The following is a 16,291-nucleotide window of genomic DNA, read 5'->3' as shown; positions in this document are numbered from 1 at the left end:
GTGACCAGTCCGCTTCCAGCAGACCGGTCACCACCGCCGCCAGCTCACCGGCCAGCCGGTGGGCTTTCGGGCGCCGGCCGCGTTCGAGGGCCAGACGCTGGGCTCGGTCGGCCCGGTAGCGGCGAGGCCGGCCAGTGATCGTGGCGCCGGGCCTGGAGCACCGCGGCCCACCACCTCGGCGCACTTCCCGTGAAATCGTCGAGGGTGACCTACCCAGGACTCTCGCAATCACATCCTGGGTAAGTCCCTGATCCAGACCGTTCTGGATCTTTTCCCGTTCCTCGCACGTCAACCGGGGTCCTGGCATGACGATCTCCTATCAGCCACCACTACTTGCAACAACCGATTGAGACCAAGTGACTCTTGGCAGGTCTCATAGCCCGAAAGCCACTTTCGTCAGATCGCATCTGACGAAAGTCACTTTCGGGCTAACGGTGGCCGGTTTCCCGAGGTCAGCGGTAGGCGGAGGCCAGTTCGACCAGGGTCCGGGCGGCGAAGCCCGAGGCGCCGGGTACGACGTCGTCGTAGGTCTTGTCCGCGCGGGCGGGGCCCGCGATGTCGAGGTGGACCCACGGGGTGTCGCCGACGAACTCGCGCAGGAAGAGTGCCGCGGTGATGCCGCCAGGTCCGGGCACCGCCTGGCGGATGTCGGCCAGCTCGCCGCGGATGGTCTCGGCGTGCGCTTCGAGCAGCGGCATGCGCCACCACGCCTCGCCGGCACGTTCGCCGGCTTCGCGGACGCGGTCGGCGAGCGCGTCGTCGGTGGCGAAGAGGCCGCCGGTGCGGAGGCCGAGTGAGACCTTCATCGCACCGGTCAGCGTCGCGACATCGATGACAGCGTCCGGCTTGAAGCGCTTGATGCCGTACGCGAGCGCGTCCGCGAGCACCATGCGGCCCTCGGCGTCGGTGTTGCCGACCTCGGTGGTCACGCCGTTGAAGTGCCGGACGACGTCGCCGGGCCGGTACGACGAGCCGGACACGTGGTTCTCCGCGGCCGGCACCAGCGCGGTGACCCGCACCGGGAGCTTGAGCGCGGCGATCGCGCGGGCCGCGGCGATGACCGCGCCGCCGCCCGCCATGTCCGTGCGCATCAGGTGCATGCCGTCGGCGCTCTTGATGGATATGCCGCCGGTGTCGAACGTGATGCCCTTGCCGACGAGCAGCAGGTGCTTGGCCGCGCCGCGCGGGCGGTACTCGAGCTCGATCAGGCGCGGCGGGCTGGCAGAGCCGCCGCCGACCGCGAGCACGCCGCCGAAGCCCTGTTCGGCGAGCCATTTCTCGTCGCGGATGGTGACCGTCAGGCCGGGCACCGCGGTCTTCCGCGCGATTTCGGCCAGCCAGGCCGGGTTCTTGACGTTCGACGGGGTGTTCGCCAGGTCGCGGGCCAGCGCGGCCGCGCCTGCGAGCTCACGCACGCGCGCCGCGATCTCCTGGTACGCGGGCACGGCGCGCTCGTACCTGGTGAGCACGCGCAGCGTGCGCAGCGCGGGCTTCGAGCGGTCGGCGCTGACGCTGTAGCGGTAGCCGCCCAGCAGCGCGCCCATCATCAGCTCGGCGACGTCGTCGCCGTCGGCCTCTTCGGGAAGTTCGATCTGGAACGCGTGCCCACCACGGTCGGCGAGATACGACTCGGCCTCGCGGGCGAGCGCGGCGCCCGCCTTGCGGTACTGCTTGGGCTCGCCGTCGCCGATGCCCGCCAGCCAGCGTGGGCCCGATCCGGCCGGGATGGTGCGCACCTCACCGGCGCGGCCGCTGGAGGTCACCCCCTCCAGTTCGAACGGCTCCGCTGGCGTGCCATCCTCGTGGTCCTCGGGGGTGGACACCAGGATCGCGAGCGGGGCACCGCGACGGTGCGTGTCGGCGATCTCGATGTCGATCAGCGGATGGGGGACGGGGGGTATCGGGATGCGCACGGTGCGTGATCTCCAAAAGAGTGACCGCGACCCCGGCCTCCAGCGCTGAGCAGCGCGGAAACCGGGGCGCGGAAATGTGGCTCGAGCAGGAGGTTCGGCTCAGCCGGTGACCTCTTGCAAGGCCACTCCTAGGTCCTTCGCCTCTTCTGCCGAAAGCTCGACGACAAGTCGCCCGCCACCCTCGAGTGGGACGCGCATCACGAGGCCCCGCCCCTCCTTAGTCACTTCGAGGGGACCATCTCCGGTCCGGGGCTTCATGGCCGCCATAGCGTGCTCCCTCCGTCTTAACCGGCGCGCCCGGGTCGCGCTCGTCAAAGCCAGCCGGGTCCTAGCGTCCATTGTCCCTCATCAGCGACCGAGCGCGAACGCGGACCGATCTTTTGCCGCCGTATCGGTGCTGGTATGCGGCCCGGCGGGCTGTAAGACTCCAGGCGTAATGACGTATTTCGCCCGAGGAGAATCTGTGACCACATCCGACGTCCTGCTGACCGCCGACGCCGAAGGGGTCCGCACGCTGACGCTCAACAGGCCGAAGGCGTACAACTCGATGACCGTCGAGTTGAAGGAACTGCTGCTGGCCGCGCTGCGCGAGGCCGCGGACGACCCGGAGGTCCGCGCGGTCGTGCTCACCGGGGCAGGCAAGGCGTTCTGCGCGGGACAGGACCTGAAGGAGCACGTCGGGCTGCTGCAGGCGGGTGACCCGGCGCCGCTGCACACGGTCAAGGAGCACTACAACCCGATCGTGAAGACCATCGTCGGCATGCCCAAGCCGGTCATCGCCGCGATCAACGGCCCGGCGGCGGGCGCGGGCGCGGCGTTCGCGTACGCGAGCGATCTGCGTATCGCGGCGACGTCGGCCAACTTCCTCATGGCGTTCGCGAACGTCGGCCTCGGCCCGGACTCCGGCGCGTCCTGGACACTGCAGCGGCTGATCGGGCTCGGCCGCGCGGCCGAGCTGATGCTGCTGGCCCGCACGGTCGACTCGGCGGAGGCGCTGACGCTCGGCCTGGTCGGCGAGGTCGTCCCCGACGAGGAGCTCGCGGCGCGGGCCCAGGCGGTCGCGGCGCGGCTCGCGGCCGGTCCGACGGTCGCCTACGCGAAGATCAAGAGCGTGCTGGCCACAGCCGCCGAGTCCACTTTGGAGGAGGCGCTCGAGGCCGAGGACGCCGCGCAGTCCGCGCTCGGCGCGACGGCGGACCACGCCGAGGCGGTTGAGGCGTTCGTCACCAAGCGCCGCCCGGCGTTCCAGGGCAAGTAGCGCCCCGGGATAAAGCGGGCTTTATGCCGGACCGGCATAAAGCCCGCTTTATCCCGTCTTGGCTCGGAAGCAGCCGGTCACGTGGTCGTCGACCATGCCGGTAGCCTGCATCAGCGCGTAGCAGGTGGTCGGGCCTAGGAACGCGAAGCCGCGCTTCTTGAGTTCCTTGGCCATCGCCTTGGACTCGTCCGTGATCGCCGGGACGTCGGCCATCGTGCGCGGCCGCTGGTGCTTGGCGGGCGCGAACGACCACAGCAGGTCGTCCAGCGGCACGTCCAGCGAGTCGATCGCGCGGGCGTTCTTGATCGCGGCGAGGATCTTCGCGCGGTTGCGGACGATCGACGCGTCCTGCATCAGCCGCTCGACGTCGTCCTCGCCGAACTCCGCCACCTTCTCGGGGTCGAAGCCGAGGAAAGCCGCGCGGAAGCTTTCCCGCTTGCGCAGGATGGTGATCCAGGAAAGTCCCGACTGGAACGACTCCAGGCACAACCGCTCGTACAGCGCGTCGCGCCCGCGGAGCGGGACTCCCCATTCGGTGTCGTGGTACTCGGCGTAGTCCGGCGTCGAATTACCCCACGAACAGCGCGCGACCCCATCGGCGCCGACCAGCGAACTCATCGCTCTCCCAACGAATACGACTCCGCGAACCGCGCGAACCGCTGCAGCGAGTGCCGCACGCCCAGCACCATCGCGGGTTTCACCAACGGCCAGCCGAGCCTGCCGACCAGCCCGAACGGCAACGACAGATGCTCCGCCCAGACGAACGTGGAGCGGTGCGGGCCGTTGCTGGTCACCTGGAACACCCCGGTGCCCTTGACGATCGAGCCGAGATGCCGCACCACGCACCGGACGGGCGGCTCCCAGGTGGTGATCTCCATGGTGTCGGTGAACCCGATGCCGGCCAGCCCGGTGAAGGCGGCGAGCTTCGTGCCGACCGCGCGGCCGTTGCCCTCGATCACCCGCACGTCGGTGCCGAGCATCCACTCGCTCTGGCGGGCCCAGTCGGTCAGCGCGAGCCAGGTCGTCCCGGCCGGGGCGTTGACCTCGACCGACAGCACGACGTCACTCAAGAGGCGACACCTTCTGCTGGGCTTCGAGCTCGGCGACCCGCGCGCGCAGCCCGTCGATCTCGACACCGAGGCGGCGGATGACCCAGTCGACCTCGGTCATCTTGTAGCCGCGCAGCACGAGCTGGAAGCGGACCTGGTCGATGTCGTCGCCGGTGATGTCTTCGGCGGGCAGCCGCGTCGGCGAACTGCCGGGCGCCAGCGGGGCGAGCTCCTCACCCCTGCCGAAGACCACCGCGGCGAGCAGGAACACCACGGCGGCCACCAGCAGCATGACTACGAGGTAGATCAGCGCGGTCGTCACGCGACGATCGTGGCACACGTCTCCCAGGAACGTCGCGCGAGCACGACGAGCCGGACGCTGACGACCACCCAGACCACGGTCAGTATCCCGCACGGCACACTGAGGAACAGCCGGTTCACGTCGACCACCCCGGTGGCGCCGACCATCACCGCCACCGAGAGCAGGTTCAGCCCGACCGCCGCCACGAGCAGCCCGGAGGTCAGCTTGGCGATCTGCCCGCCGTCCGCGCGGCGGGACAGCCACCGCGTGCCGGCCAGCGCGAGCAGTCCCACGATTGCGACGATGTACGCCGAGCCGTGGGTGAACTGGGCCGCGTACTTGTACCAACCGGGCGTCGGCGTGGACAGCCGCGTCCACGCGCCGAAGGTCAGCATCCGGACGACGTCCCAGGTCAGCTGCATCAGCGGGACCCCCAGCACCACCTTCCAGAGCGTGCGGACGCCGGTGTGCATGCCGAGTTCGGCCTGGTAGTCACGGGCCACGACGGCCGCGGGGCCGAACTCGGCGACGGCGCGGCGTTGGGCTTCTTCTTCATTCCAGCCTCCTTCGCGGTACGCGGCGGCGGAGTCGCAGAGGCCGTCGCGTGCTTCGTCGAGCAGGTCCGCCTTGGCCGCGCGCGGTCCGCGCAACCTGCCGTCGAGCTCGGCGAGGTAGCCGTCGATCACGCCCATGCCTGTCCCCCGAGTACACCGCCGATGACGTTCGTGAACTCCTGCCACTCCTGGCGTTCGGTCGCGAGCGCGCGCTGGCCGGAGCGGGTGAGCTTGTAGGTGCGGCGCTTGCGGCCGGACACGACGTCCCACTCACTGGCGAGGTAACCGGCCCGCTCCAGGCGCCGCAGCGCCGGGTACACGGTGCCGGTCGGCAGGTCGAGCGCGCCGTCGCTGCGCAGCTGGAGCGACTCGATGATCGCGTAACCGTGGAGTTTGCGGCCGTCGAGGACGGCCAGCAGTAGTGCGTCGAGGTGTCCGCGCAGGACGTCCGCCTTCATAGATAGGCACTCTACTCATCGACGCCCCTGGCATCGACCCTGAGTCACCCCTGAATCGTCCCTGATTTGTTGCGTTTGCCGCCTACATGTAGCCGAACTACATATAGAGTCGCCGCCATGGACCCACTGCCGATCGCGAGAGCCCAGTTCGCGACCACCACCTCGTTCCACTTCCTGTTCGTGCTGCTCACCCTCGGCCTCGTGACGGTCGTCGCCGTGATGCAGACACGCTCCGCGTTCGGGCGGAAACCCGAATTACTCCGAATGACCCGATTCTGGGGCAAGCTCTATGTGATCAACTACGCACTGGGAATCGCCACCGGCATCGTGATGGAATTCCAGTTCGGGCTCACCTGGACCGGACTGTCTGCATTTGCAGGCGACGTGTTCGGCGCACCGCTGGCCATCGAGACGCTGGTCGCGTTCTTCGCCGAGTCGACCTTCCTCGGCCTCTGGATCTTCGGCTTCTCGAAGCTGAACAAGTGGGTGCACCTGGCGCTGATCTGGCTGGTCACGCTGACCGCCTACGCCTCGGCGCTGTTCATCATGGTGGCGAACTCGTTCCTGCAGAACCCGGTCGGCACGCACACCGAGAACGGTGTGCTGAAGCTCGACGACTTCGGCGCGCTGCTGGCGAACCCGGCGCTCGCCGCCGCGCTGCCGCACCTGATCGGCGCGGCCGTGATGACCGGCGGGTTCTTCGTCGTCGGGGTCAGCGCGTACCACTTCATCAAGCGCACCACCGAGGTCGAGTTCTTCCGGCGCTCGATGCGGATCGGCGTGCTCGCCGCGCTGCTCGGCAGCCTGCTGGTGATCAACCAGGGCTTCGCGCAGTTCGGCCTGATCAGCGGATACCAGCCGGACAAGTTCAAGCAAGGGCCCGAAGTCGGCGCTTCGCTCGGTTTCATGATCATGATCGGTTTCGCCTGCCTGCTGGCCGCGCTGCTCGGCACGGCGCTGCTGCACCGCGACCGGATCACCAAGGTCAGGCCGCTGCTGTACCTGATGGTGCTGGCGATCCCGCTGCCGTTCCTGGCCGCGATCGCCGGGTGGCTGGTGCGGGAGTTCGGCCGCCAGCCGTGGCTGGTCTACGGGAAGCTGCGCACCGCCGACGCCATCGCGAACGTGAGCGGCGGCGAGATCCTGTTCTCGTTCGTGGCCTTTACAGCCCTGTTCGCTGTGCTCGCGATCGCCGACTGGGTGCTGATGGCCAGGGTCGCCAAGCGTGGCCCCGAAGTCGACGCGCCGCGGCCCGTCGCGCTGCCCGTGCTGAGCGGGGTCTGATCATGGTGACGTTGTGGTGGGGTGTGCTGGGCCTGCTGATCGCGGCCTACTTCGCGCTGGCCGGGTATGACTACGGCATCGGGATGCTGCTGCGCGGCTTCGGCGGCGACCAGCGGCGCGTGCTCGGCTCGCTGGGGCCGTTCTTCCTGGCCAACGAGGTGTGGCTGGTCGCGGCGGTCGGTGTGCTGTTCGGCGCGTTCCCGCATCTGGAGGGCCGCGTGTTCTCGGGCGCGTACGTGCTGGTGGTGACGCTGCTGCTGGGCTTGGTGACGTTCACGGCGTCGGTGCAGCTGCGTGGCAGGAACCCCGGGACCCGGGGCGCGCTCTGGAGTTTCGGGATCGGCGTGGGCGCGCTGGTGACGGCCGTTTCGTGGGGCCTGTTCCTCGGGAACCTGGTGCGCGGGGTGCCGTCCGGTGACGTGCTCGGGTTGTTCACGCCGTACGCGGTGCTGTGGGGAGCCGGGTTCGTCGCGCTGTTCGCGTTGCAGGGCGCGGTTTTCCTGACCGTGCGCGCCCCGGAAGACCTGGTCGGGCGGGCGCGCAGGCTGGCGACCTCGCTGGTCGCGCCGGTGCTGGCGTTCCTGGTGGTCGCGACGCTGTGGGGGCTGGTCGAACTCGAAGGCGCGACGTGGCGCGGGATCCCGGTCGTGGCGGTGGCGTTCGCGGCGCTGGCCGTGGTGTTCGCCGGGCTGCGCGCGCGGCGGTACCGCGTGGCGCTGGCCGCGGCGATGGTGCTCGCGGCGGCGCCGGTGGCCTTGGTCGGACTGCTCCGGTTCCCGGTGGTCTACACGTCCACAGTGGACACACTGACCGTTGACCAGGCCGCCACGTCGGCGGAGACGTTCAAGCTGCTCACCGCGTTCGGTGTGCCGTCGATCGTGCTGATGATCGCGGTGCAGTGGGTGACGTGGCGCGCCAACCGTGGCCGGGTCGACCAGCGTTCGCCGCTGCACTTCTGAGGGGACGTCATGCGGTCTTACTACGCGGTGCTGGCAGGGTTCGGCGTGCTCACGGCGAGCGTGATCCTGGCGCAGGCCGACCTGCTCGCAACGCTGCTGACCAGCGGTTTCAGCTGGCTCCTGGTCGTCGTGATCGCGGCACGTGCAGTGCTCGCGGGTGTGCAGGGCGCGGTCGTCGGGCGGTTCGCCGCCCGCACGAAGTCCTTGCTGCGCAAGCGGATTCTGTCGGCCGAAACGGACCGTGCCGGTGAGGCGGCGACGCTGGCGACCAAGGGCGTCGACGCGGCGGACCCGTATCTCACCGGCTATCTCCCGGCGCTCGTGACGGCCGTCGTAGTGCCGGTGGCGGTGATCGTCCGGCTGTTCACGGCCGATCTGGCCTCGGCGCTGATCGTCACCGCGACCGTGCCGCTGATCCCGGTCTTCGCGATCCTCGTCGGCGCGCATACGAAGGCGAAGACCGCGCGGCAGTGGCGGCTGCTAGCCAAGCTCGGCGGCCATTTCCTGGACGTCGTCAGGGGTTTGACCACGCTGAAGGTGTTCGGTCGCGCCGAGGCGCAGGCGCGGACTGTCCGCGCGATGGCCGACGCGCACGTCGACGCGACCATGCGGACGCTGCGGGTGGCGTTCCTGTCCGCGCTGGTGCTGGAACTGCTCGCGACGCTGTCGGTGGCGCTGGTCGCGGTACCGATCGGTTTCCGGCTGCTGGAAGGCGGGATGACCGCGCACACGGCGCTGCTGATCCTGATACTGGCGCCGGAGGCCTACCTGCCGCTGCGCGCGGCCGGTGCGAAGTTCCACGCGGGCGCGGAAGGTCTCGCGGCCATCCGCGAGACCGAAGCCCTCGCGCCCGCCATGGTCACCCGGCCGGGAATACGCCGGCGTCGTGGGGTTCCCGGTGTGGTGCTGGACAACGTGACCGTCCACTATGGAGATACGCCGGTGTTGTCCGGATTGGATCTCCGGATCGAGCCTGGCGAGCACGTCGCGCTGATGGGACCGAGCGGTTCGGGCAAGAGCACACTTTTGGCCCTGCTCTTGGGTTTCGTCGAGCCGACGCACGGCAGGGTGCTGATCGACGGCGTCGATCTGCGCGAGCTGGACCTGGCCGCGTGGCGTGCGGAGATCGCCTGGGTGCCGCAGCGGCCGACGCTGTTCACCGGCAGCGTCACGCACAACATCGGCTTCGGCAGGCCTGCCGGGGACGCCGCGCGGGCGGCCGCGCTCGACGACGTCGTCACCGCGTTGCCGGAGATCGGCGAAGTCGGCACGGGGTTGTCTTCTGGCCAGCGCCAGCGCATCGGCATCGCCCGCGCTTGGGCCCGCACCGACGCCGGTCTCCTGCTGCTCGACGAACCGACCGCCCGGCTCGACGCCGGAACCGAGGCGACGGTGCTGGCGGCGACGCGGCGCCTGCTCGAAGGCAGGACCGCGATCCTCGTCGCCCACCGCCCCGCGATGGCCGCGCTCGCGGATCGCGTGATCGAGGTCAAGACACTGGAGCACGTATGAACCTCACGCGGCTCATCCGCGCGGCCCTCATCGCCGCGGGCGCCGAACTGGCCGGGCTCGCGCTCATGGCCACCGCAGCCTGGCTGCTCCTGCGCGCCGCCGAACAACCACCGCTCGCCGCGTTGACGGTGGCGATCGTCGCCGTGCGGACGCTCGCTCTGCTCCGCGGCGGTCTCCGATATGCCGAACGCCTCACCGGGCACGAGGTGGTGCTCCGATACGTGAGCGTGCTCCGCACCCGCGTCTACCGATCCCTTGTGCCGCAGAGGTATTCGAGCGGTGATCTCGTCGACCGGCTAGTGTCCGATGTGGACGCGGCGCAGGATGCCGTGCTTCGCTGCCTGCTTCCGGCCGCGGTCGCGGGGCTTGTCGGGGTCACCGCCGTCGCCGCGACGTCGTTCGCGAGCATCGGCAGCGCACTCGCGCTGCTGGGCGGGCTGCTCGTCGCTGGTGTCGTGCTTCCGTTGTGCGCCATGCGAACTCCCGCGCGCCGCACAGATCTCGCGAATCACACGGTCGAGCTGATCACCGGAAGGCGCGAACTCATCGCCTATGACGCGCACGCACCCGCGCTGGCCGCCGCGCACGAGGTAGTCGAGGCGCTCGCCCGGCGCGACCGGACGGTGAGCGCCAGGAACAGTTTCCTTTCAGCGCTGGGAATCCTCACGCAGCTGGGCACCGCGGTCGCCGTGTGCTTGCTGGCCGGCGCGTCCGCGCCGGTGACCGCCGCGGTGACGCTGGGCACGATCACGGCTTTCGAGGTGGTGCTTCCGCTCACCGCGGCCGCCCAGCGCTGGGTCGAGGTCCGCGAATCGGCCACTCGTATCCGGACACTGCTGGCCGGGCGACCCGCACCGCGTGCCGCGAAACCTGTCACCACAGGCCATTTCCGCCTCGAAAAGGTCAGCGTCCAGTACCCCGGCCGCGCGCCCGCGCTGGTGGACGTCGACCTCGACCTGCCGCCGGGCAAGCGCGTCGGCCTGGTCGGTCCCAGCGGCTCTGGCAAGAGCACGCTCCTGCACACCCTGCTCGGCCTCACCGATCCGACCGGCTGGCTCACCGTCGACGGCCACCCGCTGGAGGACCGCGATCTGCCGCCGCTCATCTCCGGCGCGCTCGCGGACGCGCACGTCTTCCACACCACCGTCCGCGAGAACCTGCTGCTCGCGCGGCCCAATGCGACCGAAGACGACCTGCGCTCGGCTTGCGAGGTCACGGACCTCGACGTCGACCTGGACCGTGACGCGGGCCCGGACGGCGACGCGCTCTCCGGTGGGCAGCGGCAACGGCTCATCCTCGCCAGGGCCGTACTCGCCGCGCCGCCGGTGCTCGTGCTGGACGAGCCCGTCGAAGGCCTCGACACCGCGCACGGGGACGCGGTGCTGGCGGCCGTGCTCGCCCAAGCGACCGGGACGGTCGTCCTCGCGACCCATCGGCCCGAGCACCTGGCGGGCTTCGACGAGGTGCTCTACCTCGACGAAGGACGAATTGTCCGCAGGGAGGCAACCAAACCGGCGACGGCCGCGTGAAGCTCACAGGTCTGGGCTACTTGTGGGGAGTAATTCATGCGATTGAAACCGCTGCTGCGCGCCGGAACCGTGCTGGCGGCCATCGCCGCCGCCGTCGCGGCGAGCGTCATGCCCGCCGGAGCGACCACGCAAGCGAGCTGGCATCCGGTGCGGCTCCAGCTGCCTGACGGCTACGAGAACTCGATGGGCTACCTGTTCGCCGCCGCGGGCAGGGGCGGCTACGCGGGCATGTTCGCGGCAGGCGACGACGACCTCGATGTCGTGACCTGGACGGACTGGCGGCCGACGGTGCGCGGGGTACCTGCCGGGCACAAGTCGCCGTACATCCGTGACGAGAACAGCTCAGAGGTCGTACTGCTCACCGCACACGACTCCGTAACCGGCGAGTCGCACACGTTCACCTTGGACTCGCACGGCTACCACCGGCTCACCGCGCCCGACGGCTACTCCGGCACCGTCCGCGGCGTCGCGATCAACGACCGCGGCGACGTACTCGCCACGGTCGGTGACGAGGGCAAACGGGCGACCGTGCTGTGGCAGGCACTCGGGTCCGCGCCGATCGTGATCCCGGACGGGCCGGATACCCGCGCGACCGACCTGGACGACGACGGCACCATCCTGTTCAACGACTGGAAAACCGGCCCGTCCCTCTGGCGTGCGGGGGTGACCGAGAAACTCGCCGACCCGGCCGGGTTCAGCTCCCCGTACGCGTCCTCGATCAGGAACGGAGTGGTCGTCGGTTCGGCGTCCTCCACCGCCGAGCCCGGTGGCCGAGGCTTCGTCTGGCGGACGCCGAGCACTCCGATGGAGCTGCCGAACAGCGCCAAAATCCGCGCGATCGACAAGACCGGCCTGATCGTCGGCCAACTGCCCGACCCCAAGGGGCCGTACGGACTGCCGACGACCTGGCAGGGCACGAGCCAGGCAGGCGACCTGCCGCGGCTCGGCGGGTACAAGGGTGCCACCGCCTACGCGATCGGTGATGACGGCGTGATCGCGGGTACCGCGAATCCGGGCCCGAGCGACGAAGGCGGCGTGCCGGTCGTCTGGCAGCGCACACCGTAGTTCTTCCGCCGAAAGGCAACCTGACCGTCCACTGTGGCGTGTAGCAGGTGAACCGGAACCTATATAGGGGATTTCATGCGAATCGGATCCATGGTGCGGACTGGCGTGGTGCTCGCCGCCGTCATCGCAGGCACGGCGGCGGGCACCGTCACCGCCGGAGCGACCACTGAGGCGGGCTGGCAGCCCACCTTCCTGCCGATGCCGAGGGGACACGCGAACGCGACGGGTTTCCTCGCCGGCGCTGACGGCAAGGGCGGATACGCCGGCCACTTCTCCATCGACGGCACATCCAAGGTCGTGACCTGGCAGAACGGCATACCCACGGTGCGCGGAGTGCCCGCCGGGTACGACTTCGCCACCGTCGCGGACCAGAACTACGCCGGAACCGTGGTCGGCGACGCGCTCACCGACGATGGTCACGTCGGCGGCTTCACTTTGGACGCCAACGGTTTCCATGAACTGCCGGTGCCAGAGGGCTACACCGGCGTCTCGGCTGTCGCCATCGCCAACAACGGGCTTGTGCTTGGCTGGCTCTACCACGCCGACCCGGCGCGGTCCGCGACGATCATCTACCCACCGACGCAAGGCGAGCCGACGATCCTGCCGCCCACTCGCCGAGGCGAGTTCCCGGCGGACATCGACTCAGGCGGCGAGGTGCTGTTCAACAGCGACGAAGGCGCGTTCGTCTGGAGCAGCAACGGCATCGAGGAGATCGTGACACCGCCAGGGCACAGCACGCCGCACGTGAACGCGATCCAGAACAGCCAGGTCGTCGGCACCGCTGCCGCGTTGTCCGAGCCGGGCAGCCACGGCTTCCTCTGGCGAGCGGGCCCCACCCGCGAGCCGGAGCAGCTGGCAGGCAGTGGCAGCGCGACCGGGCACAGCGGCACCAACGTGATCATCGGTTCGCGATACTCCGCCGAGCCGTACGGCGCGCCCGCTGTCTGGACCGGCGGTGAACCCGCGAGCGGGCTGCTGCTCCCCCGTGGCTTCACCAAGGGCTTGGCCACCGCGGTGACCAGGGACAACGTCGTCGCGGGCATTGTCACGAAGGGCCCGCTCGACGAAGGCGGCAAGCCGGTCATCTGGCAGCGCCCCGCGTAGTCACGCGGGGAGGCAACCGAATCGGCGGCGGCCGCGTGAACCCCTCAGGTCGGAGTCGGCTACGGGGAGTGATCATGGGGAAGAGATCGAGAGCGCGTGCCGCCGTCGTGCCGACCGCCGTTGTCACAAGCGTGGCGGCAGGCGTACGGCGTGCCGTTGTCTGGCAGCGCACGCCCTAGGACGGTCTGCAGTCTCCGGCGAGAACCTGACGCATCGGCGGCCGGTCGGCGACCAGCACGTCGGTGACGTCGGGCAGCCACTCGCCGGAGACCTGCACGAACTGGGTCAGCTGGGCGGGGTCGTCGGACTCGATGCCGCAGCGGTTCAGCGCGGTGCCGAGGATCTGGCGTGCCATCACGCCGAGTTGCAGCAGTGAGCGGTTGCGGTGCTTGCGGACGCCGAGGTTGACCTGGGCGAGCGCGTCGAGCCCGTAATTCGCCTCACAGTCGAGCAGTAGCCCGATTTCGACGCCGTATCCGGCCGCGAACGGCACGGATTCGAGGAATTCCCTGGTCGCCGCGTATTCGCCGCCGAGCGGCTGGACCAAACCGGACAACGCGGGACGCAGCGCCGAAAGCACCGGGCGCGCGAGCAGTTCGGTGACGCGGCCGCCGCCGCTGCTCTCCAGCCGCAGCGGGCGGCGGTAGAAGCCCTTGACCAGGTGCACGCCGTCGGCGGTGAGGAGCGGGCCGAGCAGGGTCGGTACGAACAGCGGGTCGGGCTCGACGAGGTCGGAATCGAGGAAGACGACCAGGTCGCCGGTGGTGGCCGCGAGCGAGCGCCAGAGCACCTCGCCCTTGCCGGGCACCGGGGCGAGGTCGGGCAGCACGTCCTCGCGGTGCACCACGCGCGCGCCCGCCGCCTCGGCCAGCTTCGCGGTGGCGTCGGTGCTGCCGGAGTCGACGACCACCAGTTCGTCCACAATGGACCCCAGCAGTGGGTGGACGGACTCGACGACCGCGCCGACCGTCTGCTCCTCGTCGAGCGCCGGTAGCACCACCGAAACCGTCCGGTCACTCTTCGCGGCCAGAATCTCGTCGAGTGTCCAGTCTGGGTCCTGCCAGGTACGCCGCTCGAACCAACTCATGAGTAGTGATCGTGCCATGCTGGTCGTCAGTAACCGTCCCAGGAGGAGTTTTGCTGCAAGCCTTGGTCCGATTCGCGCTGGCACCGCTGGCTCGGACGATCTACCGGCCCACCGTCATCGGCGCCGAGAACATCCCGCTCACCGGGCCGGTGATCTTCGCCGCGAACCACCGCGCGGCACTCGACACCGGCGTCATCGCGCTCACCGCGCCGCGGCCGGTCAGCTTCCTCGGCAAGGCTGAATACTTCACCGGCACCGGCCTCAAGGGCCGCGCGATGGCCGCGTTCCTGACCGGCCTCGGCTACGTCCCGGTCGAGCGCGGCAACGCGCAGGCCGGTCTCGCCGCGCTCGAAGCCGCCCGCAAGGTCCTCGACGCCGGCGGCGCGTTCGGCATCTACCCCGAAGGCACCCGCTCGCTCGACGGCCGCCTCCACCGCGGCCACACCGGCGTCGGCGCGCTGGCGCTGGCCACGGGCGCGCTGGTGGTCCCGGTCGGCATCACGGGCACCGAAGGTTTGCAGCCGCGAGGCGAGCGCATCCCCCGCCGCGCCCGCGTCACGGTCCGCTTCGGCGAGCCCATGGACTTCGCCCGCTACGACGGCATGGACGCCTCGCCCGCGATCCGCCGCGCCGTCACCGACGAGATCATGTACACGATCCTGACCCTCTCGAACCAGGAGTACGTGGACAAATACCACAAACGCCCCAACCAAGACGCCGCCTGAAGCCCTGGTACAGGAAAAAAATCCCAATGTGGCTTTGGTCAGTTTTCAGGCCGCCAATGTGGCTTTCGTCAGCTCGAACCTGACGAATGCCACATTGGGATTTTTTTCAGCGGGTCAGCGGGACCAGGTGGGTTTGGCCGGGGGCTTGTAGGTGGCGAAGGCGTCCAGCAGGACCGCGGGGTCGGGGTCGACCAGGATGAAGTCGCGGTGGGCCGGGCGGAGGAAGCCTTCGGTGACCATGTGGTCGACGAAGGTGCGCAGTGGCGCGTAGTAGCCCGCGACGTCGACCAGGCCGAGTGGTTTCGCGTGCAGGCCGAGCTGGGCCCAGGTCCAGATCTCGAACAGCTCCTCGAGCGTGCCGGCGCCGCCGGGCAGCGCGAGGAAGCCGTCGGCCAGCGCCGCCATCTTGGCCTTGCGTTCGTGCATGTCCGCGACGACGTGCAGCTCGCTCAGCCCGGCGTGCGAGATCTCGACCGAGCTGAGTGCCTCGGGGATCACGCCGATCACCTCGCCGCCCGCGGCCAGCGCGGCGTCCGCGACCACACCCATGGTGCCGACGCTCGCGCCGCCGTAGACCAGGCCGATGCCCCGCGACGCCAGCAGCGTGCCGAGCGCCGCCGCGGCGGCGGCGTACTCGGGCGCGTTGCCCATCTGCGAGCCGCAGAACACGCAGATCCGGCGCATCAGTGCGAGTCTTCCCATGCCTGGAAGGACTCCTTGACCACGCGGACGGCGTCGTCGATGTCGTCGGTGATGTGCAGCAGGTCGAGGTCCTTCTCGCTGATCTTGCCCTCGGCCAGCAGCGTCTTGGCGACCCAGTCGTAGAGCCCGCCCCAGTACTCGCTGCCGAACAGCACGACCGGGAACTTGGTGACCTTCTTGGTCTGCACCAGCGTCAGCGCCTCGAACAGCTCGTCGAGGGTGCCGAAGCCACCCGGCAGGCAGATGAACGCCTGCGAGTACTTGATGAACATCGTCTTGCGCACGAAGAAGTAGCGGAAGTTGACGCCCAGGTCGACCCAGCGGTTCAGGCCCTGCTCGAACGGCAATTCGATGCCGAGCCCGATGGACATGCCGCCCGCCTCGGCCGCACCGCGGTTCACCGCCTCCATCGCGCCGGGGCCGCCGCCGGTGATGGCCGCGAAGCCCTCGTTGGCCAGCGCCGCGCCGATCTTGCGGCCGAGCTCGTACTCCGGGTGGTCACGCGGGGTACGCGCCGAGCCGAACACGGTCACCGCGCGCGGGACCTCGGCCAGCGCGCCGAAGCCCTCGACGAACTCGGCCTGGATGCGCAGCACCCGCCACGGGTCGGTGTGCACCCAGTCGCTCGGGCCACGCGTGTCGAGCAGGCGCTGGTCGGTGGTGCCTTCGTCGCGCTGCTCACGCCTCTGCACGACGGGGCCCTTGTGCCGCTCCGGCGGGTTCTCCGGGTAGCGGTCTGCTGTCTGATCACTCACCAGGCCAGAGTAGGGCTCGTGAGTGTTCCGGACGGT

Annotated in this window: 19 protein-coding genes; 8 read left to right on the top strand and 11 right to left on the bottom strand. The window is 69.7% G+C overall.

All coding sequences use genetic code 11. From position 1 onward, the window contains the following. The 3 genes from BLV57_RS44445 to BLV57_RS29495 all read right to left on the bottom strand — a co-directional run. Nucleotides 1–307: helix-turn-helix domain-containing protein (locus BLV57_RS44445; protein ID WP_143047176.1), on the bottom strand; the 307-nt coding region annotated here is incomplete at its 3' end. A gap of 145 nt (nt 308–452) precedes the next feature. After that, nucleotides 453–1,913 (bottom strand): leucyl aminopeptidase family protein, encoded by a 1,461-nt coding sequence (locus BLV57_RS29500; protein WP_091294171.1) that lies wholly within the window; start codon nt 1,911–1,913, stop codon nt 453–455. A gap of 99 nt (nt 1,914–2,012) precedes the next feature. After that, complete coding sequence (locus tag BLV57_RS29495) at nt 2,013–2,180, bottom strand: DUF3117 domain-containing protein (protein ID WP_091294302.1); 168 nt, start codon at nt 2,178–2,180, stop codon at nt 2,013–2,015. A gap of 196 nt (nt 2,181–2,376) precedes the next feature. Between BLV57_RS29495 and BLV57_RS29490 the strand changes: the two genes are divergently transcribed. Next, nucleotides 2,377–3,171 (top strand): enoyl-CoA hydratase-related protein, encoded by a 795-nt coding sequence (locus BLV57_RS29490; RefSeq protein WP_091294170.1) that lies wholly within the window; start codon nt 2,377–2,379, stop codon nt 3,169–3,171. A 48-nt stretch (nt 3,172–3,219) separates the two neighbouring features. Here the strand turns inward: BLV57_RS29490 and BLV57_RS29485 are convergent, their stop codons facing one another. From BLV57_RS29485 to BLV57_RS29465, 5 genes are read right to left on the bottom strand one after another with little or no spacing between them, the layout of a single operon-like run. Continuing rightward, nucleotides 3,220–3,789: a DNA-3-methyladenine glycosylase I gene (locus BLV57_RS29485; RefSeq protein WP_091294168.1), complete on the bottom strand. Its 570-nt coding sequence runs from the start codon at nt 3,787–3,789 to the stop codon at nt 3,220–3,222. Beyond that, nucleotides 3,786–4,241, bottom strand: a complete 456-nt coding sequence (locus BLV57_RS29480; protein WP_091294166.1) for an SRPBCC family protein — start codon at nt 4,239–4,241, stop codon at nt 3,786–3,788. Before BLV57_RS29480 ends, BLV57_RS29485 begins: the two co-directional genes overlap by 4 nt. Continuing rightward, nucleotides 4,234–4,542: a DivIVA domain-containing protein gene (locus tag BLV57_RS29475; protein ID WP_091294165.1), complete on the bottom strand. Its 309-nt coding sequence runs from the start codon at nt 4,540–4,542 to the stop codon at nt 4,234–4,236. Before BLV57_RS29475 ends, BLV57_RS29480 begins: the two co-directional genes overlap by 8 nt. Then, nucleotides 4,539–5,213, bottom strand: coding sequence for a permease prefix domain 1-containing protein (locus BLV57_RS29470; RefSeq protein ID WP_091294163.1), 675 nt, complete (start codon nt 5,211–5,213; stop codon nt 4,539–4,541). The genes BLV57_RS29475 and BLV57_RS29470 overlap by 4 nt, the downstream gene beginning before the upstream one ends. After that, nucleotides 5,204–5,533: a helix-turn-helix transcriptional regulator gene (locus BLV57_RS29465; RefSeq protein WP_091294162.1), complete on the bottom strand. Its 330-nt coding sequence runs from the start codon at nt 5,531–5,533 to the stop codon at nt 5,204–5,206. Before BLV57_RS29465 ends, BLV57_RS29470 begins: the two co-directional genes overlap by 10 nt. Nucleotides 5,534–5,650: 117 nt before the next feature. Between BLV57_RS29465 and BLV57_RS29460 the strand changes: the two genes are divergently transcribed. From BLV57_RS29460 to BLV57_RS29435, 6 genes are all read left to right on the top strand, one after another. Further along, a complete protein-coding gene (locus tag BLV57_RS29460; RefSeq protein ID WP_091294160.1) occupies nt 5,651–6,817 on the top strand; it encodes a cytochrome ubiquinol oxidase subunit I in 1,167 nt (388 codons plus the stop codon). Between the two features lie 2 nt (nt 6,818–6,819). Further along, nucleotides 6,820–7,776: a cytochrome d ubiquinol oxidase subunit II gene (locus BLV57_RS29455; protein WP_091294159.1), complete on the top strand. Its 957-nt coding sequence runs from the start codon at nt 6,820–6,822 to the stop codon at nt 7,774–7,776. Between the two features lie 9 nt (nt 7,777–7,785). Continuing rightward, nucleotides 7,786–9,288: a thiol reductant ABC exporter subunit CydD gene (gene cydD, locus BLV57_RS29450; protein ID WP_091294157.1), complete on the top strand. Its 1,503-nt coding sequence runs from the start codon at nt 7,786–7,788 to the stop codon at nt 9,286–9,288. After that, nucleotides 9,285–10,817 (top strand): thiol reductant ABC exporter subunit CydC, encoded by a 1,533-nt coding sequence (gene cydC, locus BLV57_RS29445; RefSeq protein WP_091294156.1) that lies wholly within the window; start codon nt 9,285–9,287, stop codon nt 10,815–10,817. Before cydD ends, cydC begins: the two co-directional genes overlap by 4 nt. A gap of 36 nt (nt 10,818–10,853) precedes the next feature. Then, nucleotides 10,854–11,882 (top strand): hypothetical protein, encoded by a 1,029-nt coding sequence (locus tag BLV57_RS29440; protein ID WP_091294154.1) that lies wholly within the window; start codon nt 10,854–10,856, stop codon nt 11,880–11,882. 75 nt (nt 11,883–11,957) lie between these two features. Beyond that, complete coding sequence (locus BLV57_RS29435; protein WP_143047175.1) at nt 11,958–12,986, top strand: hypothetical protein; 1,029 nt, start codon at nt 11,958–11,960, stop codon at nt 12,984–12,986. A 175-nt stretch (nt 12,987–13,161) separates the two neighbouring features. Here the strand turns inward: BLV57_RS29435 and BLV57_RS29430 are convergent, their stop codons facing one another. After that, nucleotides 13,162–14,073, bottom strand: coding sequence for a glucosyl-3-phosphoglycerate synthase (locus BLV57_RS29430; protein WP_091294151.1), 912 nt, complete (start codon nt 14,071–14,073; stop codon nt 13,162–13,164). A 50-nt stretch (nt 14,074–14,123) separates the two neighbouring features. Here BLV57_RS29430 and BLV57_RS29425 point away from each other — a divergent pair, with 50 nt between their 5' ends. After that, entirely contained in the window at nt 14,124–14,798 is a 675-nt protein-coding gene (locus BLV57_RS29425; protein WP_091294150.1) for a lysophospholipid acyltransferase family protein, read from the top strand. A 114-nt stretch (nt 14,799–14,912) separates the two neighbouring features. Here the strand turns inward: BLV57_RS29425 and BLV57_RS29420 are convergent, their stop codons facing one another. Together BLV57_RS29420 and BLV57_RS29415 are read right to left on the bottom strand one after the other, a co-directional pair. Then, entirely contained in the window at nt 14,913–15,482 is a 570-nt protein-coding gene (locus BLV57_RS29420) for an LOG family protein (RefSeq protein ID WP_091294148.1), read from the bottom strand. Further along, complete coding sequence (locus BLV57_RS29415; protein WP_483860470.1) at nt 15,482–16,258, bottom strand: LOG family protein; 777 nt, start codon at nt 16,256–16,258, stop codon at nt 15,482–15,484. The genes BLV57_RS29420 and BLV57_RS29415 overlap by 1 nt, the downstream gene beginning before the upstream one ends. Nucleotides 16,259–16,291 lie beyond the last annotated feature (33 nt).

Origin of the sequence: Amycolatopsis xylanica (assembly GCF_900107045.1) — a bacterium.
Taxonomy (GTDB): domain Bacteria; phylum Actinomycetota; class Actinomycetes; order Mycobacteriales; family Pseudonocardiaceae; genus Amycolatopsis; species Amycolatopsis xylanica.
Note: the sequence above shows the minus strand (reverse complement) of the source record. Positions and strands in the feature narration are given on the sequence as shown.

Excerpts from the sequence above, each read along its gene's own strand:
- BLV57_RS29430 (WP_091294151.1), bottom strand. The coding sequence starts at position 14,073 with ATGAGTTGGTTCGAGCGGCGTACCTGGCAGGACCCAGACTGGACACTC.
- BLV57_RS29435 (WP_143047175.1), top strand. The coding sequence starts at position 11,958 with ATGCGAATCGGATCCATGGTGCGGACTGGCGTGGTGCTCGCCGCCGTC.
- BLV57_RS29495 (WP_091294302.1), bottom strand. The coding sequence starts at position 2,180 with ATGGCGGCCATGAAGCCCCGGACCGGAGATGGTCCCCTCGAAGTGACT.
- BLV57_RS29460 (WP_091294160.1), top strand. The coding sequence starts at position 5,651 with ATGGACCCACTGCCGATCGCGAGAGCCCAGTTCGCGACCACCACCTCG.
- BLV57_RS29470 (WP_091294163.1), bottom strand. The coding sequence starts at position 5,213 with ATGGGCGTGATCGACGGCTACCTCGCCGAGCTCGACGGCAGGTTGCGC.
- BLV57_RS29465 (WP_091294162.1), bottom strand. The coding sequence starts at position 5,533 with ATGAAGGCGGACGTCCTGCGCGGACACCTCGACGCACTACTGCTGGCC.
- BLV57_RS29485 (WP_091294168.1), bottom strand. The coding sequence starts at position 3,789 with ATGAGTTCGCTGGTCGGCGCCGATGGGGTCGCGCGCTGTTCGTGGGGT.
- BLV57_RS29420 (WP_091294148.1), bottom strand. The coding sequence starts at position 15,482 with ATGCGCCGGATCTGCGTGTTCTGCGGCTCGCAGATGGGCAACGCGCCC.
- BLV57_RS29455 (WP_091294159.1), top strand. The coding sequence starts at position 6,820 with ATGGTGACGTTGTGGTGGGGTGTGCTGGGCCTGCTGATCGCGGCCTAC.
- cydD (WP_091294157.1), top strand. The coding sequence starts at position 7,786 with ATGCGGTCTTACTACGCGGTGCTGGCAGGGTTCGGCGTGCTCACGGCG.
- BLV57_RS29440 (WP_091294154.1), top strand. The coding sequence starts at position 10,854 with ATGCGATTGAAACCGCTGCTGCGCGCCGGAACCGTGCTGGCGGCCATC.
- cydC (WP_091294156.1), top strand. The coding sequence starts at position 9,285 with ATGAACCTCACGCGGCTCATCCGCGCGGCCCTCATCGCCGCGGGCGCC.